The sequence below is a fragment of the Egibacteraceae bacterium genome (assembly GCA_040905805.1).
In the GTDB taxonomy this organism is placed as follows: Bacteria; Actinomycetota; Nitriliruptoria; order Euzebyales; family Egibacteraceae; genus DATLGH01.
This window is the reverse complement of record JBBDQS010000048.1, coordinates 78,706-100,613: the sequence shown is the minus strand read 5'-3', so window position 1 is coordinate 100,613 and position 21,908 is coordinate 78,706. Positions and strand designations below refer to the sequence as shown.

19 protein-coding genes are annotated in these 21,908 nt (G+C 73.0%); 5 read left to right on the top strand and 14 right to left on the bottom strand.

Going from position 1 to position 21,908, the window contains the following annotated elements; translation table 11 throughout:
• Together WD250_06040 and WD250_06035 are read left to right on the top strand one after the other, a co-directional pair.
• Entirely contained in the window at nt 1-1,431 is a 1,431-nt protein-coding gene (locus WD250_06040; protein MEX2619761.1) for an SPFH domain-containing protein, read from the top strand.
• 25 nt (nt 1,432-1,456) lie between these two features.
• Nucleotides 1,457-2,548, top strand: a complete 1,092-nt coding sequence (locus WD250_06035; protein MEX2619760.1) for a heparan-alpha-glucosaminide N-acetyltransferase domain-containing protein — start codon at nt 1,457-1,459, stop codon at nt 2,546-2,548.
• On the opposite strand, the gene WD250_06030 is transcribed toward WD250_06035, so the two are convergent.
• The 3 genes from WD250_06030 to WD250_06020 all read right to left on the bottom strand — a co-directional run bounded on the left by WD250_06030 (nt 2,545) and on the right by WD250_06020 (nt 7,695).
• Nucleotides 2,545-4,611, bottom strand: coding sequence for a 3-hydroxyacyl-CoA dehydrogenase NAD-binding domain-containing protein (locus tag WD250_06030; protein ID MEX2619759.1), 2,067 nt, complete (start codon nt 4,609-4,611; stop codon nt 2,545-2,547). The genes WD250_06035 and WD250_06030 overlap by 4 nt on opposite strands.
• 2 nt (nt 4,612-4,613) lie before the next feature.
• Nucleotides 4,614-5,792 carry a thiolase family protein gene (locus WD250_06025; GenBank protein MEX2619758.1) on the bottom strand — a complete coding sequence of 393 codons (1,179 nt, stop codon included), beginning with the start codon at nt 5,790-5,792 and terminating at the stop codon, nt 4,614-4,616.
• 133 nt (nt 5,793-5,925) lie between these two features.
• On the bottom strand, nt 5,926-7,695 hold the full coding sequence (locus WD250_06020) for a DNA polymerase (GenBank protein MEX2619757.1): 1,770 nt from the start codon (nt 7,693-7,695) through the stop codon (nt 5,926-5,928).
• A 145-nt stretch (nt 7,696-7,840) separates the two neighbouring features.
• Here WD250_06020 and WD250_06015 point away from each other — a divergent pair, with 145 nt between their 5' ends.
• Both WD250_06015 and WD250_06010 read left to right on the top strand, forming a co-directional pair.
• Nucleotides 7,841-8,236: a hypothetical protein gene (locus WD250_06015; GenBank protein ID MEX2619756.1), complete on the top strand. Its 396-nt coding sequence runs from the start codon at nt 7,841-7,843 to the stop codon at nt 8,234-8,236.
• 55 nt (nt 8,237-8,291) lie between these two features.
• Nucleotides 8,292-10,259: a protein meaA gene (locus WD250_06010; protein MEX2619755.1), complete on the top strand. Its 1,968-nt coding sequence runs from the start codon at nt 8,292-8,294 to the stop codon at nt 10,257-10,259.
• A gap of 102 nt (nt 10,260-10,361) precedes the next feature.
• On the opposite strand, the gene ilvA is transcribed toward WD250_06010, so the two are convergent.
• From ilvA to WD250_05985, 5 genes are read right to left on the bottom strand one after another with little or no spacing between them, the layout of a single operon-like run.
• Nucleotides 10,362-11,564, bottom strand: coding sequence for a threonine ammonia-lyase (gene ilvA / locus WD250_06005; GenBank protein MEX2619754.1), 1,203 nt, complete (start codon nt 11,562-11,564; stop codon nt 10,362-10,364).
• Between the two features lie 14 nt (nt 11,565-11,578).
• Nucleotides 11,579-11,848 carry a hypothetical protein gene (locus WD250_06000; GenBank protein MEX2619753.1) on the bottom strand — a complete coding sequence of 90 codons (270 nt, stop codon included), beginning with the start codon at nt 11,846-11,848 and terminating at the stop codon, nt 11,579-11,581.
• 36 nt (nt 11,849-11,884) lie between these two features.
• Nucleotides 11,885-12,613 carry an SCO1664 family protein gene (locus tag WD250_05995; GenBank protein MEX2619752.1) on the bottom strand — a complete coding sequence of 243 codons (729 nt, stop codon included), beginning with the start codon at nt 12,611-12,613 and terminating at the stop codon, nt 11,885-11,887.
• Between the two features lies 1 nt (nt 12,614).
• On the bottom strand, nt 12,615-13,136 hold the full coding sequence (locus tag WD250_05990) for a DUF3090 family protein (GenBank protein ID MEX2619751.1): 522 nt from the start codon (nt 13,134-13,136) through the stop codon (nt 12,615-12,617).
• The gene (locus tag WD250_05985; GenBank protein MEX2619750.1) at nt 13,129-13,785 is read right to left on the bottom strand and encodes an MSMEG_4193 family putative phosphomutase; all 657 of its coding nucleotides are present in this window, start codon (nt 13,783-13,785) and stop codon (nt 13,129-13,131) included. Before WD250_05985 ends, WD250_05990 begins: the two co-directional genes overlap by 8 nt.
• 78 nt (nt 13,786-13,863) lie before the next feature.
• On the opposite strand from WD250_05985, the gene WD250_05980 reads away from it, so the two are divergent.
• Complete coding sequence (locus tag WD250_05980) at nt 13,864-15,264, top strand: class II fumarate hydratase (protein MEX2619749.1); 1,401 nt, start codon at nt 13,864-13,866, stop codon at nt 15,262-15,264.
• Nucleotides 15,265-15,271: 7 nt separating this feature from the next.
• Here WD250_05980 and WD250_05975 read toward each other — a convergent pair whose 3' ends face one another.
• The 6 genes from WD250_05975 to WD250_05950 form a co-directional block, all read right to left on the bottom strand.
• Nucleotides 15,272-15,748 carry an FABP family protein gene (locus tag WD250_05975; GenBank protein ID MEX2619748.1) on the bottom strand — a complete coding sequence of 159 codons (477 nt, stop codon included), beginning with the start codon at nt 15,746-15,748 and terminating at the stop codon, nt 15,272-15,274.
• Nucleotides 15,741-16,073 (bottom strand): DUF192 domain-containing protein, encoded by a 333-nt coding sequence (locus WD250_05970; protein MEX2619747.1) that lies wholly within the window; start codon nt 16,071-16,073, stop codon nt 15,741-15,743. The genes WD250_05975 and WD250_05970 overlap by 8 nt, the downstream gene beginning before the upstream one ends.
• Nucleotides 16,073-17,713, bottom strand: a complete 1,641-nt coding sequence (locus WD250_05965) for a hypothetical protein (GenBank protein ID MEX2619746.1) — start codon at nt 17,711-17,713, stop codon at nt 16,073-16,075. The genes WD250_05970 and WD250_05965 overlap by 1 nt, the downstream gene beginning before the upstream one ends.
• A gap of 26 nt (nt 17,714-17,739) precedes the next feature.
• Nucleotides 17,740-20,238, bottom strand: coding sequence for a [protein-PII] uridylyltransferase (gene glnD, locus WD250_05960; GenBank protein MEX2619745.1), 2,499 nt, complete (start codon nt 20,236-20,238; stop codon nt 17,740-17,742).
• Between the two features lie 38 nt (nt 20,239-20,276).
• Nucleotides 20,277-20,615, bottom strand: a complete 339-nt coding sequence (locus tag WD250_05955) for a P-II family nitrogen regulator (protein MEX2619744.1) — start codon at nt 20,613-20,615, stop codon at nt 20,277-20,279.
• Between the two features lie 94 nt (nt 20,616-20,709).
• On the bottom strand, nt 20,710-21,882 hold the full coding sequence (locus WD250_05950) for an FIST N-terminal domain-containing protein (protein MEX2619743.1): 1,173 nt from the start codon (nt 21,880-21,882) through the stop codon (nt 20,710-20,712).
• Between the last annotated feature and the right edge of the window lie 26 nt (nt 21,883-21,908).

The following is a 21,908-nucleotide window of genomic DNA, read 5'->3' as shown; positions in this document are numbered from 1 at the left end:
ATGTTCGACTTCATCGCCGAGAGCCCCCTGGTCGCCGGCATCCTCGGCGCGGTCATCCTGCTCGTGCTGGTGGGCTACCTGATCGTCCGCCGCGTCCAGGTGGGTGGGCCCAACGAGGCCTTCATCATCACCGGGCGCAAGGGCCGGCCGGTCAAGAACCCCGAGACCGGCGAGGTCTCCACGGACATGTCCGGGCAGCGGGTGATCATGGGCGCGAGCGTCTTCGTGCTGCCGTTCGTGCAGAAGCTGCACGTCATGGACCTGCGCAGCCGGCGCATCTCCGTGCGCATCACCGGGGCGGTCAGCGAGCAGGGCATCAAGTGCGACCTGGAGGGGGTCGCCCTCGTGAAGGTCGGGGGGAACGAGGATGCGATCCGAGCGGCGGCGCAGCGCTTCCTGACCCAGCAGGAGGGCATCGAGGAGTTCACCCAGGAGGTCCTGGCCGGCTCGCTGCGCGCCATCGTCGGGCGCCTGGCGGTCGAGGCGATCATCAAGGACCGGGCGGCGTTCGCCTCCGCTGTCGCCGAGGAGGCCGAGACCTCGCTGACCAACCAGGGCCTGACGCTCGACACCTTCCAATTGCAGGACATCCAGGCCGAGGGCACCTACCTCGCCGACCTCGGACGCCCGGAGGCGGCCCGCGTCGAGCAGGACGCCAAGATCGCCGAGGCCAAGGCCGGCCAGGCCAGCGAGCAGGAGCGGCTGCGCGCCGAGGAGCAGATCGCCATCGCCGAGCGCGCCCTGGAGCTCAAGAAGGCCGAGATCCGCGCCGAGACCGACGAGGCCAACGCCCGTGCCGCTGCCTCGGGCCCCTTGCAGGCGGCCGCCCGCGACCAGGAGGTCATCGCCGAGCAGGAGCAGGTCGCCGTGCGCCAGGCCGCCCTGAAGGACCGCCAGCTGGACACCGAGATCCGCAAGCCGGCGGACGCGCAGCGCTACCAGGTCGAGCAGGAGGCGGAGGGGCGGCGCAACGCCGCCATCTTCGACGCCGACGCGGAGAAGGCCCGCCGCTCCCGCATGGCGGAGGCGGTGGAGCTCGAAGGTCGCGCCGATGCCGCCGCGATCCTCGCCCGCGGCAAGGCCGAGGCCGACGCTCGGGAGAAGAACGCCAAGGCATTCCAGCTCTACAACGACGCCGCGGTGATCGAGCTGATCTCCGGCGTGCTGCCCGATGTCGTCCGCAGTGCCAGCGAGCCGATCTCGGCGGTGGAGAAGATGACGGTGATCTCGACCGACGGTGCCTCGCAGCTGACCCGCAACGTGGCGACCAACGTCGAGCAGGGCCTGCAGGTGGGGTCGGACCTGCTGGGCCTGGACCTGCGCGCGCTGCTGTCGCGGCTCGGCAAGCCCGACGACCGCAGCGATGCCCTGTCGCACGTCAAGCGTCCCGGCGGCGACGGCGATGGCGAGCCAGAGACCCGGGACGGCTGAGCCGCCGGGCGGTCACCGCCACGCCATGACCGAGCCGGACGCCGCGCCGAAGCACCGGATGCTCGGCTTGGACGTCGCCCGCGCCCTGGCGATCATCGGCATGGTCATGGTGCACTTCGGTCCGACGAGGTCCGACGAGGACCTGCTCGGCCGCCTGTACGGGATGACGCACGGACGCGCGTCCATCCTCTTCGTCGTGCTCGCCGGGATCGGCGTGTCACTGCTCGCCGGGGACCGGTCGCTGCAACGCCTGCGCTCCGCGGGAGCGCGGCTGGCCTTCCGGGCCCTGCTCCTGCTGCCGATGGGACTGGCGTTGCAGGAGCTCGACGTCAACGTGCTCGTCATCCTGCAGTACTACGCGCTCTACTTCCTGGTCGCGTTCCTGCTCGTGCCGTTGGGCGACCGGGTGGTGCTCGCCGTCGCGGCCGTGGCGATGGTCGGGGGTCCCGTCACCTACATCGGGCTCTGGCGCGCGCAGCCCGAGTGGTTCGCCTCGCGGGTCCCGGCCGCGTGGAGCGACGGCGCGGGCGAGATCATCCGCGACCTGCTGCTCACCGGTTCGTACCCGGTCCTCACCTGGATCGGCCCGGTGCTGTTCGGCCTGTGGCTCGGCCGCCAGGACCTGCGGTCCACCGCCGTGCGGGTGCGCCTGGTCGTCGGCGGGGCCGTGACCGCCGGCGTCGCCTACGGGACCTCGACGGTGCTGACGGCCCGCTACGGGGCACCGACGATCGCGCCCGCCTGGGACGAGCTGCTGGTGGCCGAGGCGCACAGCCAGATGCCCCTCTGGCTCCTCGGTGCCACGGGCGTCGCCACCGCGGTGGTGGGCGCGAGCCTGCTCGTGTCCACCCGGCTGCCCCGCGGCACCTGGCCGCTCGCGGCCACCGGGCAGCTCGCCCTGACCGTCTACGTCGGCCATCTGCTCGTCCTGGGGTTCGAGCCCGACCTCCTCGTGCGGGAGACGGTCGAGGGCGCCGTGCGCACCGTCGGCGCCTTCACCGCCGTGACGGTCGTGCTCTGCTCGGCGTGGCGTGCGGTGCTGTCCCGCGGCCCGCTGGAGGCCGTCCTGCGCCTGCCGTGGGCGTGGCGCCCACGGCCGCGCGAGACGCCGGGCTAGCCGACGGCCAGGTCGCGCTCACCGACCAGGCGCTGACCGAAGAGCTTGTCAGACAACCCGGTCTGGTCCAGGTACAGGCAGATCCCGCCCATGAAGAACGGCCAGCCCGCGCCGAGCAGCAGGCCCGTGTCGATATCGCGGGCGTCGGCAACCACACCCTCGTCGAGCATGATCTTGACCTCGTCCGCGAGGGCTTCGACGGCGCGCTGGCGGATGGCCTCGCCGGTGAGCTTCTCGACGTCCGCGTCGACCACCACCGCGTCGCGCACCGCGTCGTGGGGCACCCGCCCCTTGCTCCAGTCGTAGATCCCGTCGACGTCGAGCTCGGCCAGGCGCCGGAAGCTCGCATCGATCGGGAAGCGCTCCGGGTAGGCGTCGTGCAGCGTCTCGGCCGTGTGGAACGCGACCTTCAGGCCCACGAAGCCGAGCAGCTCGAACGGGCCCATCGGCAACCCGAGCTCCTTGATGGCGTCGTCGATCTCGGTGAAGTCGTTGCCGTGGCGCAGCGCTTCGATGCAGGCGGCGTTGAAGCGGGTCAGCAGGCGGTTGACGATGAACGCCGGCGTGTCGGCGCATCGCACCCCGGACTTGCGCAGTCCCTTGGAGACCTCGAAGGCGGTGGCCAGGGCGGTGTCGTTGGTGGCACCGCCCTGCACGATCTCCAGGAACGGCAGGACCGCGACGGGGTTGAAGAAGTGGAAGCCGACGACCCGTTCGGGATGCTCCAGCTGCGAGGCCATCTCCGTCACCGACAGCGACGAGGTGTTGGTGGCAAGGACCGCCTCCGGGTCGACGACACGCTCGACGTCGGCGAAGATCCGCTGCTTGAGATCCATGCGCTCGAGCACGGCCTCGATGACGAAGTCGCTGCCCGCAAGCGGCTCGTTCTCCAGGGTGTAGGTGACGATTCCCTTCAGGAAACGCGCCTTGCCCTCCCCCATTCGGCCGCGCTGCACACGCTTGTCGAGCTCGCCCTCGATGTGCCCACGCGCCTGGTCGAGGACGCCCTGGTCGATGTCCTTCATGACGAGCGGGACCTCGAGGCGCTGCAGGAACAGCGCCCCGAGCTGCGCCCCCATGAGACCCGAGCCCACCACGCCGACCTTGCGGACCCGGCGTGCCTCCGCGTCGGGCCGCCACGGCTGGCGCTTCACCCGCTGCTGGGTGAGCTCGAAGCTGTAGACGGCGGCCTGCGCCTGGCGGGAGGGCAGGAGCTCCGCCAGGCCGTCGGCCTCCATCCGGTAACCCTCGTCGAGGTCACCGCCACGAGCCGCGTGCTCGATCAGGTCGATGGCGAGGTAGGGAGCGCGGGTCGCCCCATGCACCCGGTTGTCCGCGGCCTCGCGTGCCCCGGCGAGCGCGGCGTCGAGGGTGTCCGTGGCCGGCTCGGCGCGCTCGATGCGCTCCTCGCCCGTGACCAGGCGCTCGAGCAGGGCGACCGATTGGTCCAGGAAGTCGACGGCCTCGATCAGCCGGTCGGCGAGGCCCAGCTCGAAGGCCGCGGCGGGCTTGAGCACCGTGTTGTTGTTCAGCGCGTTGTGCACGATGACCTGCAGCGCGTTGTCCGCCCCGATCAGCCGGGGCGCGAGCTGGGTGCCGCCCCACGCCGGGAAGATGGACAGGAACACCTCGGGGAAGGCGATGGCGGCGGCCCCCGTGGACAGGGTCCGGTAGTCGCAGTGCAGGGCGATCTCCAACCCACCGCCCATGCAGGCCCCGTTGATGGCCGCCAGGGTCGGGACCGGCAGGGCGGCCAGCCGGCGGAACACCGTGTGCCCGCCCTCGGCCGCCCCGCGGGCGAACGCCTCGTCGGCACCGTGGAAGCTCTTGAGGTCGGCGCCGACCGCGAAGATGAACTGCTTGCCGGTGAGCAGCACCCCCTTCAGGTCGGACTGCCCCTCGAGCTCGTCGAGCGCGTCGGACAGCGACCGCAGCGCCTCGGAGCCGAACGTGGTCGGCTTCTTGTAGTCCTCACCGTTGTCCATGGTGAGGATGGCGAGGCGCCCGGCGCGGGCGGCATCGAAGTAGGTGACCTTGAACTGCGTCACGGGTGTGGTTGCCATTGCTAGATCCGTTCCCAGAGGACGCTGGCGCCCATGCCGAGGCCGATGCACAGCGTCGTGATGCCATAGCGCGCGTCATCGTTGGTCGCGAAGAAGTGGGCGAGCTGCTGGGTGAGCCGCGCACCCGACATGGCCAGGGGGTGACCCAACGCGATCGCTCCACCGTAGGGGTTGACCTTCGTCGTGTCGTGGGGCAGGCCGAAGTGGTTCAGGAACGCCACGCACTGGACGGCGAAGGCCTCGTTCATCTCGACGTCGTCGATGTCGTCGATGGTGAGGTCGTTGCGCTGGAGGAGCTGCTCGGTCGCGGGCACCGGCCCCCACCCCATCGTCTCGGGTTCCACCCCGACGAAGGTGTAGTCGACCAGGCGCATCCTGGCGGACAGGCCCATCTCCTCGGCGGCTCTGCTGCTGGTGAGCAGGGTTGCGCCGGCGCCGTCGTTCAACCCGGCGGCGTTGCCGGGGGTGACGCGACCGCCCTCGCGGAACACCGTCCGCAGACGGCTGAGGTCCTCCATGGTGATGCCGGGCCGGGGGTGCTCGTCCCGGGTGACGACCCGCCACCCGTCCTCGCTCCACACCGTCATGGGGATCACGTGGTCGTCGAACGCACCGTCCGCCCACGCCTTGGCCACCCGCTCCTGGGACTGCAGGGCGTAGGCGTCGGCCTGCTCACGGGTGATGTCGGGGACCTTGTCGTGGAGGTTCTCCGCGGTGTTGCCCATGACCAGCGCCGAGGGGTCCACCAGCTTCTCCGACAGGAACCGCGGGTTGGGGTCGACGTTCTCGCCCATCGGGTGGTGCCCCATGTGCTCGACGCCCCCGGCGATCACCACGTCCTGCGCGCCGACGCGGATCGCGTTAGCCCCGTTGGTGATGGCGGTCAGCGCGCCGGCGCACATGCGGTCGATCGCGTAGCCGGGCACCGACTCCGGCAGGCCGGCGAGCACCGCGGTGGACCGCCCGAGGGTGAGCCCCTGGTCGCCGGTCTGCGACGTCGCGGCCCACACGTTGTCGTCCACGCGCGCCGGGTCGAGGCTCTGGTTGCGCTCCAGCAGTGCACGGATCGTGCGCACCGCCATGTCGTCGGCCCGCGTCAGGGCGTAGTACCCGTCGGGCTTGGCCCGACCGATCGGTAGGCGGACTCCATCGATGTAGACCGCGTCGCGCAGCTCGGCCATCGTTGCCTCCCTCGTCGCACTCCGGCGTCGTCCTCGGATTCTCGGCGTCGCCCCCGCATGTTACTGCGCGGTAACTTCGGTGCCCAGGGCACACTGGGAAATCTTCGTCCATCCCTGCCCGCGGGCCGTGACCCTACGCATCCGCGGTGCCCCAGCGCGACCGGACGACCGCGTCCACGACGGCGGGCACCTCGCCCAGGACCTCCCTGGCGGCCGCCAGCATCCCGTCGGTGACCAGGGTGCGGGCATCGTCGGCCTCGGCGCGCGGCACCTCGGCCACGAGCTCGTCGTGCACGACCAGCACCAGACCGCTTTGCCCCACGGGCGCCTCGCCGGGGAACCGTGCGGAGAGGCGGCGCCCGACCTCCGCCAGGGCGAGCTTGGTCATGTCGGCCCCCGCACCCTGGATCGGCGCATTGCGCGACAAGGTGGCCAGGCTGGGTCCGTTGTCGGTGGCCAGCGCCCGCACCCGGCCCAGCGCGGTGCGGGCCCGGCCCGTGCGCCTGCCGACCGCCTCGGCCTCGGCGAGCCACTCGGCCACCTTCGGGAACGCGGTGAAGTAGCGCTCCATGGTCGCCCTGGCGCTCGCGAGGTCCAGACCGGTGGCACGGGCGAACCCCGGCGCTCCCATGCCGTACATGAGCCCGAAGTTCAGCTGCTTGGCGGCGGCCCGCTGCTCGTCGGTGACCGACTGCTCCTCGGTGCCGAAGACCATGGCCGCGGTGGTGCGGTGCAGGTCGCCCCCACGGTGGAAGATCTCGGTCAGGGCGGCGTCGCCCGAGACCGCCGCCAGGATGCGCAGCTCCTGCTGGGAGTAGTCGGCCACGACCAGCACGCGCTCGGGCTCCCCCCCGAAGCAGGACCGATAGGCGGCGTCACGGGGGACCTGCGTGAGGTTGGGGTCGTTGCACGCGATGCGGCCGCCGGCCACGATCTGGCGCCAGTCGGCGTGCACCCGGCCGGTCACGGGGTGGACCACACGTTCGGCCCAGTCCCCGCCCCAGTTGGTCGTCATCTTGCGGGTCTGGCGGTAGTGCAGCAGGGCGGCCACGGCCGGGTGGTGGGCGTGGTCGCGCAGCACGATCTCCCGGGTGCCGTCGAGGCGCACGCCGGTGCGGGCCAGGGCTTCGCGGACCTGCTCGGGCGAATCCAGGTTCACGGGCTCGGGGCCGAACAGGTCGCGGGGGCTCTCGTCGGTGACCAGCGCCTCCTGCACGGCCCGCTCGATGTCCGGCAGTTGGGCCTCCAGCGCCCCGACCAGCGCGTGCCACCGGGGGGCGTCGAAGGCGATGCCGCGCAGCGCCAGGTCCGCCAGCACCGGCAGCGCCCCGAACTCCAGCTGGGCGACCCGCGTGAGGCCGTGCCCGACGAGCTCGCGCCACTGCTGCTCGAACACCCCCCACGTGGCCACCGCATCGTCGGCGGCGTAGCGCAGCTGCTCGATGGTGAGGGTGCTGACCGGCGAGAAGGTCTCACGCACGGACTTGTCCAGGCGCATCCCCAGGCGGAAGCCGGCGATGCCCGCCAGCCCGACCCCGGCGTCGGTCTTCTCCCCACCGTCGAGGAGCTGCTGGGCGAGCATGGTGTCGGCCACCCGGCGGACCTCCAGCCCGGCGAGGGTCAGGAAGCGCAGGTCGAACGAGCCGTGGTGGAACACCTTGAGCACGCGCTCGTCGCCGAGCAGCGGCTGCAGCGTGCGCGGGTCGACGCGGGCGGCGTCCAGCACGAGCACCGGCCGGTCCGCCCCCGCGCTGACCTGCACGAGGAGCAACCGGTCGAGGTAGGGGTCCCAGCCCGTGGTCTCGGTGTCCACGGCCACGAAGGCGGCGCCGTCGGTGGCCGCGAGCCACTCGGTGACCTGGGCCGCGGTGGTGGCGTGGACGTAGGGCTGCGGCTCGACCATGGTGCCGCCAGCATCGCATGGAACCGACGCCGATCCACCGGCGTCTCCTCCATCGGGTTCGGACGCGGTACGGTCGGTGGACCCTCAGCTGTGCAGGGTGGGGCGGTCGCGCAGCGACCGCCATGGGATGCCGAGGAGGACGCGGATGCGAGTGGTGGCGCTGGTGCTGGCGGGACTGCTGTTGGTGGCGTGCGGACAGGAGCCCGCCCTGACACCGTCCGAGGACCCCGAGGAGGACGTGCCAGCCGCAGAACCCGGTGACCGAGAGGGAACCGAGGTGCTCGAAGGCACGCTGGGCGGCGACGCCCAGCTCGAGGGCGGCTGCGTGTGGCTCGAGGCCGGCGACGGCCGCTACGAGGTGGTCTACCCCGACGGCTACCAGGTCGCCTTCGATCCCGTGCGCCTGCTCGGTCCCGAGGGCGAGACCGTCGCCGGGGAGGGCGACACCCTGCGGGTCGAGGGCCAGGTCGTCGAGGACCGCGTGTCGGTCTGCCAGGTGGGCACCATCTTCCACGCCACCGCGGTCGGCACCGGGACCTGAGCGGCCGCAGCACACTGGCACCCCGTCCGTTCGCGTAACCGAGGAGGCTTCGCCGTTGTCCCGTCCCAAGGACCGCCCGTGGCTGATGCGGACCTACTCGGGGCACTCGTCGGCGTCCGCGTCCAACGCCCTGTACCGGTCCAACCTCGCCAAGGGTCAGACCGGCCTGTCGGTGGCGTTCGACCTGCCGACCCAGACCGGCTACGACGCCGACCATCCCCTGGCCCGGGGCGAGGTCGGCAAGGTCGGCGTGCCGGTCTGCTCGATCGACGACCTGCGCACGTTGTTCGACGGCATCCCGCTGGCGGGGACGAACACGTCGATGACCATCAACGCCACGGCGGCGTGGCTGCTGTCGCTGTACGTCGGCGTCGCCCGGGAGCAGGGCGCCGATCCGGCGGCCCTGGCCGGCACGACCCAGAACGACATCATCAAGGAGTACCTGTCGCGGGGCACCTACGTGTTCCCCCCACGGCAGAGCATGCGCCTGATCGCCGACACGATCACCTACAGCGTGCGCGAGATCCCCCGTTGGAACCCGGTCAACGTGTGCAGCTACCACCTGCAGGAGGTCGGCGCCACGCCCGAGCAGGAGGTGGCCTACGCGCTGGCCACCGCCACGGCCGTGCTCGACACGGTGCGCGACTCCGGACGGGTGGCCGACCGCGACTTCGCCACGGTCGTCGGGCGCATCAGCTTCTTCGTCAACGCCGGCATCCGCTTCGTCGAGGAGGTCGCCAAGATGCGGGCCTTCGTCGAGCTGTGGGACGAGCTGTGCCGCGAGCGCTACGGCGTCACCGACCCGGCGCTGCGCCGGTTTCGCTACGGCGTGCAGGTCAACTCGCTGGGCCTGACCGAGGCCCAGCCGGAGAACAACATCGCGCGCATCCTGATCGAGATGCTGGCCGTCACCCTGTCCAGGGACGCACGCGCCCGCGCGGTGCAGCTGCCCGCCTGGAACGAGGCCCTCGGCCTGCCCCGCCCGTGGGACCAGCAGCTGTCGCTGCGCATGCAGCAGGTCCTGGCCTACGAGACCGACCTGCTCGAGCACGACGACCTGTTCGCCGGAAGCGGGGTCATGGAGGAGCGCACCGCAGCCATCACCGAGGGGGCGCACACGGAGTACCTGCGGGTCCTGGAGCTCGGCGGTGCGGTCGAGGCCGTCGACTACATGAAGGCCGAGCTGGTGCGCTCCAACGCCCGGCGGTTGGCCCGCATCGAGTCGGGTGCCCAGACCGTCGTGGGGGTCAACGCCTTCACCGGGACGGAGCCCTCGCCGCTGACCACGGGCCGTGACGCCGGCTTCCTCACCGTGGACCCCGACGCCGAGGCCGAGCAGGTCGCGCGCCTGCAGTCCTTCCGCGCCGGCCGCGACGACGCGACGGCGCAGCGCAGCCTCGACGCGGTCCGACGCGCGGCGGCGGGTGGGGACAACGTGATGCCCGCCTCGATCGAGGCGGCACTGGCCGGGGTCACCACCGGTGAGTGGACCGACGCCTTGCGGGAGGTCTTCGGCGAGTACCGCGGCCCGACCGGGGTCGCCGGCGCGCTCGGGTCGTCGGACGCCGATGCGCTGGCGGCTGCCCGCCGGAAGGTCAAGGCCGCCGAGGCCGCGGTCGGGCGCAAGCTCAAGCTGCTGGTCGGCAAGCCGGGGCTGGACGGGCACTCGTCGGGCGCCGAGCAGGTGGCGGTGCGCGCCCGCGACGCCGGCTTCGAGGTCGTCTACGAGGGCATCCGGCTCACCCCGGCCCAGATCGTGCGCGCAGCCGTCGACGAGGACGTCCACGTCGTGGGCCTGTCGATCCTGTCCGGCTCGCACGCCGCGTTGGTCCCCGAGGTGGTGGACGGCCTGCGGGCCCAGGGTGCCGACGTGCTGGTCGTGGTCGGCGGGATCATCCCGGCCGTGGACGCCGAGGCGATGCGCCGCCACGGCGTCGCTGCTGTCTACACGCCCAAGGACTACGAGGTCAGCCGGATGGTCGGCGAGATCGCCGATCTGGTGGCCGCCCGCGCCACCGCCTGATTGGGGCGCTACCACTTCGCTCCATGAGCGCCTGACAGGGGCGCCGCGAGCCTTTCGCGGTGCGCGGGGTGCGCGCCTTCGGGCGCGGGAGCCTCGACGCAGTCAGCTGACGGGGTAGCCGGCGGCGGTGAGCGACCCTTCCAGCTGGCGGATGTGGTCGTGGCCGCGCGCCTCGACCTCGATCTGCACCTCGACCTCCAAAACTCCCAGGCGCGTGCCCAGGCGGTGGTGGGAGATCGCGACGACGTTCGCGCCGGCGTCGCCGATGAGCGCCAGCAGGTGCGACAGTGCGCCTGGCCGGTCGCGCAGCCGGGTGCGGAAGGCGAAGTAGCGGCCCTCCTCGAAGAGCCCGGACTGCAGGAGGCGCGCCAGCAGGAGCGGGTCGACGTTGCCGCCGGCGAGCACCGGCACGACGGTTCCCGCGCCCATGGTCACCCCCTCGAGCAACGCCGCCAGCCCGGCCGCACCAGCCGGCTCGACGACCTGCTTGGCCCGCTCCACCAGCACGAGCACGGCTCGGGCGATCGCCTCGTCGCTGACGGTGACGACCTCGTCGACGTGGGCGGCGATGTGCGCGAGCGTCAACGCACCCGGTGTCCTGACCGCGATGCCGTCGGCGAAGGTGGTCGTCTCCGGCAGCGTGCGGGGCGCCCCGGCCGCGAGGGAGGCCGGCACGGCTGCCGCTCCGGCCGCCTGCACCCCGATCACCCGCACCTCCGGGCGCACCGCCTTGATCGCCGCCGCAATGCCCGAGACCAGTCCGCCCCCACCGACCGGCACGAGCACCGCACCGAGGTCGGGCACCTGCTCGAGCAGCTCCAGGCCGATCGTGCCCTGCCCGGCGATGACATCGAGATGGTCGAAGGGGTGCACGAACGTCGCCTCGTGCTCCCTCGTCCACGCCTGCGCGGCGGCGTGGGCGTCGTCGTAGCTGTCGCCGGCGAGCACCACCGTCGCGCCGTAGCCACGGGTGGCCTCAAGCTTGGGCAGCGGCACACCGACGGGCATGAACACCGTGGCGGGCACACCCACCAGCGCCGCCGACAGCGCCACACCCTGCGCGTGGTTGCCGGCCGAGGAGCACACCACGCCCCGCTCCCGCTCCCGATCGGAGAGTCCCGCGATGCGGTTGTAGGCCCCGCGGATCTTGAACGAGCCCGTGCGCTGCAGATGCTCGCACTTCAGCACGGTGGGGTGCCCCGCCAGCCCGCTGACGGCACGGGACTCCTCGACCGGGGTCTGCTGCACCACACCGGCGAGCCGTCCAGCGGCGCGCGTGACGTCTTCCAGGGTGACGAGGGCCATGGGGCTCGGGCCGGTCAGCTCTTGGGTCGCGGCACCAGCCGGTCGGCGGTATCTGCGCCGACCAGGTCGGCCAGCAGCGCGCGGACCGCGGCGGCGTCGCGCTGCTCGACATCGTGGGACCCGTGCACGTACTCGTATGCGGCGTTGTCCTGCACCCACTGCCCGTCCTGGACCGACTCGAACAGCTCGTAGTCCTGGCCCGCCTCGACGCGGATCACCACGGGGCCCTCCCGGGTGCTGGCGACGCCTGCGGGCAAGGTGTAGTAGCGGAACCGGCGGCTCACGGTGACCTCCTCGTCGCGGCCCGTACCCTACGCGATCTAGAGCGGCGGCCAGGGGTAGGCACGACGGGGGGCGTCGACCACCGGCAGGGCCGACGCCTCGGACAGCGCGGCGGCGCGCAGCCCGAGCGCGGCGACCTCGCCCGGGCTCAGCAGCGCATCCAGGCGGCGGCGCAGGGCCTGCTCAGGGTCGTCGAGGGCGGTGCGCAGCCGGGTGATGTCCGCACGCCACGCCGCCTCGAGCGCGGTCCCGCCGAGCTCCCAGATGACGGTGCGCAGCTTCATCTGGACGTGGAACGTGAGCCCGTGGTCGATGCCCCACAGGTGGCCGTCCTCCCCGCGCAGGACATGGCTGCCCTTGCGGTCCGCGTTGTTCACCAGCAGGTCGAAGACCGCCAGGCGGGCGAGCGCCGGGTGGAAGCGGGCGTCCTCGACCAGCGCGAAGTAGTGGCGGGCCGGGTCGTGGGGGACGAAGAGCTGCGCGGAGCCGGCCCCCATCGGCCCGTCGCGCAGCACCGTGGGCGGCACGACCTCCCACCCGAGGAACTCGCTCACCGCGTAGGCCGCGACCTCGCGCTGGCACAGCGTGCCCGTCGGGAAGTCCCACAGGGGACGCTCGCCGGCGCGCGGCTTGTAGATCGCCAGGGGCCCGTCGTCGGCGTCGTCCAGCCGCACCAGCATGGTGTGGTTGCTCGCCTCGGCGACATAGCCGAGCACGGTGAGGGGCGCCTCCCGCAGTTGCCCCACGACCTCCTCGTCGATCTGCACGTCACACGGTGAGGGGTCCGTGCCCGTTCATGGAGGGGCACACGTGACCGTGGATGGGGTCGATGGGACGCGAGCAGAGCCGGCACGACTCGCGGGCGCCGGCCTCGACGGCGAAGGCCGCGTAGGCCGCCAGGGCGATGAGCTGGTCCCGGCTCATCCAGAACCGGGCGCTGGCCGGCTCGTCGGGCTCGTCCGCCTCGGGCAGCTCCTCCGCCTCCAGCAGGAACCGCTCCCCCTCGTCGTCCATGCCGAGGCTCATCGAGCCCGCCCGCCACGCCGGCACGGCCGGATCCAGCAGCGCCTGCCCGGTCGTGTCCAGGTCGTCGGGGGTGACGGTGACGTCCACGCGGGCCAGCAGCTCCTGCGAGAGCTGCGCGAGGGTGCGCACCTGCGCCTTCTCGACGAGCAGCACCACCAGCTCGCCGCCCTGACGGGCCTGGAGGTAGAAGGTGCGCCGACCCGGCTCACCGATGGCGCCGGCGGTGATCCAGTCCACGTTGTCGAGCTCGAAGGACTCACCCACGGGTGGCGCCTTTCTTGGCCGGCTCGGGGCGCGGTCTGCGGAACCGTTCGGGGGTGAGCGGCCCGTCGTCGTTGAAGCGCAGCAGCGCGGGCTGCCCGCCCGGGGACAGGGCCAGGGCGGTCACCGAGGCCGGGCTGACCTGCAGGCGCTGGAACAGGTCGAGCGGCTGTCCGAGGTAGAAGGCCACCACCGCCTTGATGACGTCGGCGTGGCTGACGGCCGCGACCAGGTCCTTGGCGTGGCGCGCCACGATCTCCTCGATGGCCTCGACGGCGCGCAGCTGCGCGGCACGGATCGTCTCGCCCTCGGGGAAGCGCACCAGCGACGGTCGTGCCTGGATCACCGGCCAGAGCTTGGTGCGGGCGACCTGCTTCAGGGGCCGGTCCGTCCAGCGGCCGTACTCGACCTCGAGCAGCCCGTCCGCGTGCTCGACCGCCAGCTCGTGCGGCGCAGCGACGATGGCCGCGGTCTCGTGCGTGCGGGCCAGAGGGCTGGCGTAGACCGCCTTCAGCGGCAGGTCCGCCAGACGGTCCGCGGCGGCTCGGGCCTGGGCGCGACCACCGTCGTCCAGGCTGGCCTGCGTACGGCCCCCGAGGCGCTTGCCGGTCGCGGCGGTCGTGGCGTGGCGGATGAGCAGGAGGGTCGTCATGTGCCCGCCAGCCTATCGGGACGTCCGTGTTGAGTAGGCTCGAACCACCGCCGCAGGACCGACCAGGAGACGCCCAGGATGGCCGACACCCGCACCGAACGCGACTCGATGGGGCCGATGGAGGTGCCCGCCGACGCCTACTACGGCGCCTCCACACAGCGGGCCGTGGTCAACTTCCCGATCTCGGGGCAGGGCATCCCCCCCGAGCTCGTGCGGGCGCTCGGACTGGTCAAGGCGGCCGCGGCAACCGTCAACCACGGACAGGGGCTGCTGGACGACCCGCAGTTCCGGGCCATCTCGCAGGCCGCTGCCGAGGTCGCCGCGGGCGAGCTCGACGGGCACTTCGTCGTGGACGTCTTCCAGACCGGGTCGGGCACCAGCTCGAACATGAACGCCAACGAGGTGATCGCCAACCGGGCGATCGAGCTCCTCGGCGGCCGGCTCGGCTCCCGCGACCCCGTGCATCCCAACGACCACGTCAACGCCGGCCAGTCGTCGAACGACGTGTTCCCCACGGCCGTGCACCTGGCGGTCTACGAAGCGGTCGCGACAGGCCTGCTCCCCGCCCTGACGCGACTGCGGGTGGCCCTGACCGCCAAGGCCGAGGAGCTCGCGGCGATCGTGAAGCCGGGACGCACCCACCTCATGGACGCCACACCCGTCACGCTCGGCCAGGAGTTCTCCGGCTACGCCCGGCAGGTGGAGCTGGGCGCGGCGCGGGTGGAGGCAACCCTGGAGCGCCTGGCCGAGCTGCCGCTCGGGGGCACCGCGGTCGGCACGGGACTGAACGCCCCGGCGGGCATGACCGCGGGGGTCATCGCCGAGCTGCGCCGGACCACCGGGATCCCGGCGCTGCGCGAGGCCACGAACCACTTCGAGGCCCAGGGGGCCCGCGACGCCCTGGTCGAGGTCAGCGGCGCGTGCAAGGTCGTGGCGGTGTCGCTGACGAAGGTCGCCAACGACCTGCGCTGGATGGGCTCCGGACCGCGCACAGGGCTTGGGGAGATCCGCCTCCCGGAGATCCAGCCGGGCAGCTCGATCATGCCGGCCAAGGTCAACCCGGTGATCCCCGAGTCGGTCACGCAGGTGGCCGCGCAGGTGATCGGCAACGACACCGCCACCACGGTGGGAGGCATGTCCGGGGCGTTCGAGCTCAACGTGTACATCCCGATGATGGCGCGCAACGTGCTCGAGTCCGTCCGCCTGCTGGCACGGTCCTCGGTGAGCTTCGCCGAGCGGTGCATCGATGGGATCACCGCGAACGTGGAGCGCTGCACCGAGCTGGCCGAGCGCAACCTGTCGACGGTCACCGCGCTGGTGCCCGCCATCGGCTACGACCGGTCCGCGGAGCTCGCGAAGCAGGCCCTGGTGGAGGACCGCCCGCTGCGCGACGTCGTGAAGGCCGCCGGCGTGCTGGCCGACGACGAGGTCGACCGCATCCTGGACAACCGGCGCATGACCGAGGGCGGGGTGCTCTGACCGCGGGCTACGCGCGCCGCAGGGTCGCCGCCAGGTGGTGGGTCAGCGGCCGGCCGACCGCGGCCATGCGCACCGCGTAGGACAGCTGGTCGCCGTCGACGTCGATGTCGCGCTCCAGCGCGTCGACCCGCCTGGCGGTCGGGGTGGTGCCCACGGTCATGGTCGCCAGACGCAGGGACGTGGCCGAGACGTGCCCGGCGTAGACCTCGACGATGCCCGTCGGGTGGGCGAGCACGAGCTCGACCGCGCCGGCGCCGGTGTGGCGCAGGTAGCCGGACTCGGCGTGCAGCGGGCGGCCGTCGTCCTCGGCCCAGGTGCGCTGGGTGTAGGCGAGAAACGGCTTGCCGACGTGGGTGAACGCGACCTGCTCGCGGTAGGCGAAGGACGCGATCGTGGGGTACTCCCCCGCCCCGGTGCCCTCCCAGGCGCCGAGCAGGAACGCCAGAGGACCCAGCGCCTCGTGCAGGGCGGGGGACTCACCCATCGCGCACCTGCAGGCGCGCGCCGGGGGTCAGCCCCCACCGGGCGAAGGCGCCCGCCTCGGCCTCCAGCACCGCACGCGTGTGTCGCACAGGTCGGGCCAGTCGATGGCGGCGCATCGTCACCGTGCGCAGCACGACCAGGTCGCGGTCGCAGAAGGCGACGTCGATGTCGAAGCGCATCCGGATGGTGTGGACCATGGTGGCGGGGCTGAGCAGCATCGCGCCCGCGATGCCGTCGCGGCCGAGCAGGCCACGGGTGCGGGCGTCGATCGACGTGGCCAGCTCCAACGGTCCGAGCACGCGCCCGTTGCAGACCAGCACGGCCACTAGCCCGCCACCTGGCGGGCGGTGGCGAGGTCCGGGGCGACGCCGACGCGCACGCGGTCGCCGGCGCACACGACGACGGTGTGCTGGTCCTGCCCGCGGGCGGCCAGCGCCTCGTCCCCGGTGGTGGAGACCGACTGCGCGTCGGGGAACGCGGCGGCGTGCCAGGCGGCCATCGATGCGCAGAGGTCGGGCTCGTCGGCACGCTGCGCCAGGGCGATGCCCACCGCGCTGTCGGCCCCGTCGGTCCACAGCTCCAGCTGCCCACCCGCCCACGCCGCAGCCCGCTCACGGGGCGCGTCCAGACCCGCACCGGCGTCGTCGCCGGGCGCGGAGAACAACCACAGCAGCTCAGCCGCCCCAAAGGTGGTGGTGCGCGCCTGGGACCACGAGCCGCCCGGCGCGCCCAGCCCAGCGACCGTGACCGCGGGCTCCCCGGCGGTGTAGCGCTCCGGCCACAGGATCTGCGCGGTCGTGGTCGGCAGCGCGTCGTAGGCCGCGTCGACCGCCGGCCACCCGCCGTCGGCGTACAGCGAACACACGAACGCCATGCCCTCGGTGTAGGGGAAGACCAGCTCGCGCTGGAGGTACTCGGGGAAGCCGGTGATCTGCTCCTGGCTGGCTGCCACCGACGGGTCGGTGGCCATCGCCAGCTGGTCCATCAGCTCCAGGGCGCCGAGGGCGAACTGCTGCATGAACAGCGTCGCGTCGCCCTCCACCAGGGCCAGGCCGGCACGTGCCTCGTCGCCACCGTCGCCGTCGTGGTGGTCCACCGGCAGGCCGAGGTTCTGGTCGGCGGCGGCGTGCTGCAGCTCGTGGGCGAGGATCACCAGACCGGCAGGGCGTAGCGGTGCGGCGGGGTCGTCGGCACCGACGACGAGCTCCCCGGTGTCGGTGCTGTAGAAGCCGGCCGCCTGCTCGCCGACGAGGTCGAGGATGAGCGCACGCATGTCCGCGTCGCGCTCCACCGCCCCGAGCGCGGCGAGCACCCGCCGGTCGCGGTCGGCGTCGGTGGCGGTGTAGTCCTCGCTGACCAGCTCGGTGATGCGCGCGACGAACTCCGCGGTGGGCACCAGCTCGGTCTCGACGGGCTCCTGGAACGCCAGGCCGCGCATGGCCTCGACCCGCTCGACGGCCGCGTCGACCTGCTCGTCGAGGTCGTCGGCCACGATCGGGTCGTCGCCGCCGAGCATGCCATCCGCCCCGCCGCCGGCCAGGCAGCGGGTCAGGTCCGCGCCGCCGGCGCCGCCCAGCAGGTCCTCCAGGCCGCCGGCCCCGCCGAGCAGCCCCCCGAACAGCCCCTCGAGATCCAGGTCGCCGTCCAGCAGCCCGTCGAGCAGCCCGTCAAGGTCCCCGTCCCCGCCGCCGAAGAGGTCGTCGAGCAGCTCACCGAGCCCTCCGCCCCCCGCGGCCCGCCCGGCTTCGAGCTCGGCGATCCGCTCCTCGGCCTCGGTCAGATCGGCGCGCAGCCGCTCGACCTCCTGGCGCTGGGTGTAGGAGAGCATGCCGAGCACCGCCAAGGCGACGAGCACGACGAGCAGCAAAGCCGGCAGCAGCCACGTCGGCAAGCCGGGACGCGCCCGCTCGGACGGGCGGCTCCACCCGGGTTCGTCCGGCGGCGGCGGGACGGAGGGCAGCACCATGGCACCGAGACGGTATCAAATCGGCCTCAGCCCCTGGTGAAGGACTGGTCCGCAGGGGCCGGTGACGCCGCTGTCCGCAGCCGCTCACGCAGCCTGTCGGTGTCGATCGGGCCGCCGATCGGGCGGACGAAGAAGACGTCGTGGGCGGCCTCGCCCACCGTGGCCACGCGGGCGCCGACGACATCGAGGTTCTCCTCGGCGAGCACCTGCGCGAGCCGGTAGAGCATCCCAGCCGTGTCGGGACCGTGCACCTCGATGCGGGTGGCCATGGGCCGGCGGACGAAGCGCACCTCGACAGGCATGACCTCGCCGGCGGGCGCGCGCGGCCGTCGCACGGCTTCCCGCCGCTCCACGAGGCCGGCCACGTCCAGCGCCCCCGACGCGGCGTCCGCCAGCGCGGCCGTGACGGCGTCCCAGTCGACCGAGCCCTCGGCACGCACGACGAACCAGTCGAACGCGACGCCGTCGGCGCGGGTGAACGCCCGCGCGTCGAGCACTGCCAGCCCCATCCCCGCCAGCACACCCGCGCAATCGGCCACGAGGCCACGCCGGTCGTCGGCGGCGACGGACACGGTGACGGTGCCGGGGATGGGTCCAGGGCGCTGCACGGCCCGCAGCTCCTGCTCACCGAGCGGCTCGCGCAGGAGCCGCGCGTGCTCGACGAGCTGCTCGGGCGTGGCGGCGTGCAGGTAGCGCTGCGGCAGGCCGGTCAGCACCGCGTCCAGCGTCGGGTCATCACCCAGCAGCTCCCGCGCCGCCGCGATCACCGCGTCCGGCCCGCCCAGGGTCGCGGGAAGATCACCGTCGGCGACCAGCAGCCCGCGGACCCGGGTGTGCAGCTGGCCGAGCAGCAGGTCCTTCCACGGCGAGTTCGCCGCCGGCCCCGTGGCCCGGGCGTCGGCGAGGGACAGCAGGTACAGCCCGTCGAGCGTCTCGATGTCGCCGACCTGCTCGGCCACGGCGGCCAGCTCGTCCTGGTCGTCGAGGTCGCGACGGGTGGCGACCTCGGGCATCAGCAGGTGCATGCGCACGTAGCGCGCCACCCGGTCGGCACGCAGCTGGCTGAACCCCATGCGCAGGACCCACTCGCGGGCGACGCGCGCGCCCGCGGTGCTGTGGTCACCCGGCCAGGCCTTGCCGATGTCGTGCAGCCACGTGGCGAGGAGCAGCGCGTCGGGGTCGGCCAGTCCCTCCCACAGCTGCTGCTGGCGCTGTTCGATCGATCCACGGGCGATCAGCACCAGCTCGGCGACGGCCTGCAGGCAGTGGGTGTCCAGGTCGTAGCGGTGCAACGGGTTGCGCTGCGAGCGACCGCGGACCCGGGCCCAGTCGGGCAGGTGCGCGGTCAGCAGGCCGAGATGGTCGGCGTCCTCGAGTGCGGCGACGCCGTCGGGTCCGGCGCGCAGGGCGGTGAGCAGCGCGGCACGGCTGGCGGCGTCCCAACCCAGCCGCGGTTGCGCCTCGACCTGGCGGCGCAGTCGTTCGCTGGTGGCGCGTCCGAGGTGCACTCCGCGCCCCGCTGCAGCTGCCACCGCACGCAGTCCCAGCGCCGGGTCGGCGGTCAGCGAACGGCGCCCATCGACCTCGACGAGGCCGCCGACCAGCTCCACCCCCTCGTCCAGGTGCTCCCCGGGCGCACCCCGCCACCGCCGACGCCCCCGTCGCGCGTCGGCGATCAGCAGCGGCCAGGTGCGGCCGTGGACGTGCGAGACGGTGCGGGTGGCCAGGCCGACGCGGTGGGACAGCTCGTCGGCGTCGCCCCATCCGAGCAACGCGGCGACCTCGTCCTGCTGGTCCAGGCGGAGCCGGTCGAGGTCGGCACCGCCCCGGCCGCTGGTGGCCCCGCTGACCAGGTGCAGCGCACAGCGCGCCGCGAGCAGCGTGCTTCCGGCCACGGCCAGCTCCCGGCGGTCCGGTGCGCCGAGGTAGCGGGCGCCGACCAGCGGGTCGAGCCCCACGTCGCCGAGCACGCAGGCGGCCGCCCATCGCAGGCTTTGGAGGTCGCGCAGGCCGCCGGCGCCCTCCTTCAGCTCGGGCTCCAGCATCCCGGGGTGCATCCCGGCCGCGGCGTGGCGTTGCTGATCGGCGTCCGCGAGGTCACCGAGCACCTTCGCCGACCGGAACCGCAGCCAGCGGCGCAGTCGGGTGGCGAGGTCGTCGACCAGACCGGGGTCACCGGCGACCAGCCGCCGGTCGGTCAGGGCCGTGGCGGTGTCGACCCGCTCGGACGCCGCCCGGACGGCCTCGCGGCCAGTGCGCACCGCATGGCCGACCGACAGGCCGGCGTCCCACAGGGGGTAGCAGAGCGACCGCACCAGCTCCTCGAGGTCGCGGTGCGCCCACCCGTCGTGCAGGAGCAGCAGGTCGATGTCGGACGCCGGACACAGCTGTCGCCTGGCGTAGCTGCCCAGCGCCACGACGGCCATCCCGCCTTGGTTGCCGGTGGACGCCGACCAGCCCCGCAACGCCTCGTCGACGACGTCCGTCCACGCCCGGCACCACTGGGGTCCCGGCGGACGGTCGATCGCCCGGGGGTCGAGCTCGCTGCGAGGGCCTGCCGTGCTCAGATCGCCTCCGGCCCGTGCTCGCCGGTGCGGATGCGCACGACCTCGTCGAGGGGCAGGACCGCGATCTTGCCATCACCGATCTTGCCGGTGCGCGCCGCCTTCGTGATGGCGTCGATCACGCCGTCCACCGCCTCGTCCTCGACCATCACCTCGACGCGGCTCTTGGGGACGAAGTCGACTTGGTACTCCGCGCCCCGGTACACCTCCGTGTGCCCCCGCTGACGGCCGAATCCCCGGGCATCCACGACGGTCAGGCCGGCAACGCCGATCTCCCGGAGCGCCTCCTTCACCTCTTCCACCTTGAACGGCTTGACGATTGCGATGACCAGCTTCATCGGCGTGCCCTTCCCTTCGAGCCCTTGACGATATCCGACTGTCCATACTGCGGGGCACGGGTTTCCCTCCCGTCGCCCGCGTGTTTCGCCGGCGTTACATCTGCGGTGGGTCGGCGAGCACCAGCAGGCTGGCCGTGAACCCGTGCAGGAAGCTGCGATCGCCGACGGGACCGAGCTCGCCGGCGCAGTGCAGCCCGGCCAGCGGCACGCCCCCGAGCGCCTCGCTCACCAGTCCGGCGTCGTGGTCGGCGACGCCGAACAGCCGCTCGCCGCGGCCGTTGCAGGTGAACAGCAGCGCGGCCGCCGAGCCCTCCGTGGAGAAGTCGGCGAGCATGGCCCGCAGGTCCTCGTCGGCGCTGTGGGCGTCACGTACGTGGAACCGGACGGTCTGGCCCGCGCGGACGATGTCCCCGACGGCGATGGCGCCCGTGTCCGTCTCGGCGCCCATGACCCCGCGGACCAGGAAGTCCCCTCGGCCGTGGGCTTCGCGGTACTCGTCGATGACCATGCCGATGTGCAACCCGGCGCGCATGAGCTGCCGGTCGGGGGCGTCGGCATCGGCGAAGATCGACTGGATGCGCTCGACCGGTGTCGCACCCGCCAGCTCGGTGATGAGGTTGCGGTCGGCGGCGGTGACCGTGTAGCTCTCGCCGATGGGACGGCAGCCCTGGCTGACCAGGGTGCGCACCGCCACGCCCTGGAGGGCGACCGCGACGGCGCCGCCCTCGACCGTCTGCCTGTCGAGCAGCAGACGAGCCTCGCCCGCCCTGCTCGCGCCGCTGGCCATCCCCCCGGACACGGGCACACCCGGATGGCTGTGGTCCCACCACGTCAGGAACACGTCCGCCGGGAACGAGAACGGGTCTGCGAGGAGCAGCAGCGCGTCGGTGTCCGCCGGTGGTTCGGGCCACTCCTGCCCGACCGCTCCGGGGTCGGCGGGCGGCGGGTAGCGCAGGGGGGTGATGCCGGCGCCGGGCAGGGTGGCCGCCCACAGCGACACCCCGAGCGGGTCCTCGATCTCCCGGGCGCCCGCCAGCAGCGCGCCGGCGGTGACACCGATCAGGTGGCGTGGCGCCAGCCGCTCGGCTATGCGGGTGGCCACCGCCGCGGCCTCACCGGCGTGCGCTCCGCCCAGGAAGACCACCGCCAGGTCGGGGCGCTCGTCGAGCTCGGCGACGACGGCGTCGACGGCCTCGTCGGTGGCGGTGCGCGCGTCCCCGTCGACCGCTGCAGCAGCGGCCGCCCGTATCCCACTCCGGCGATCCACGTCTCAGCACCTCCATGGCGGTCGCT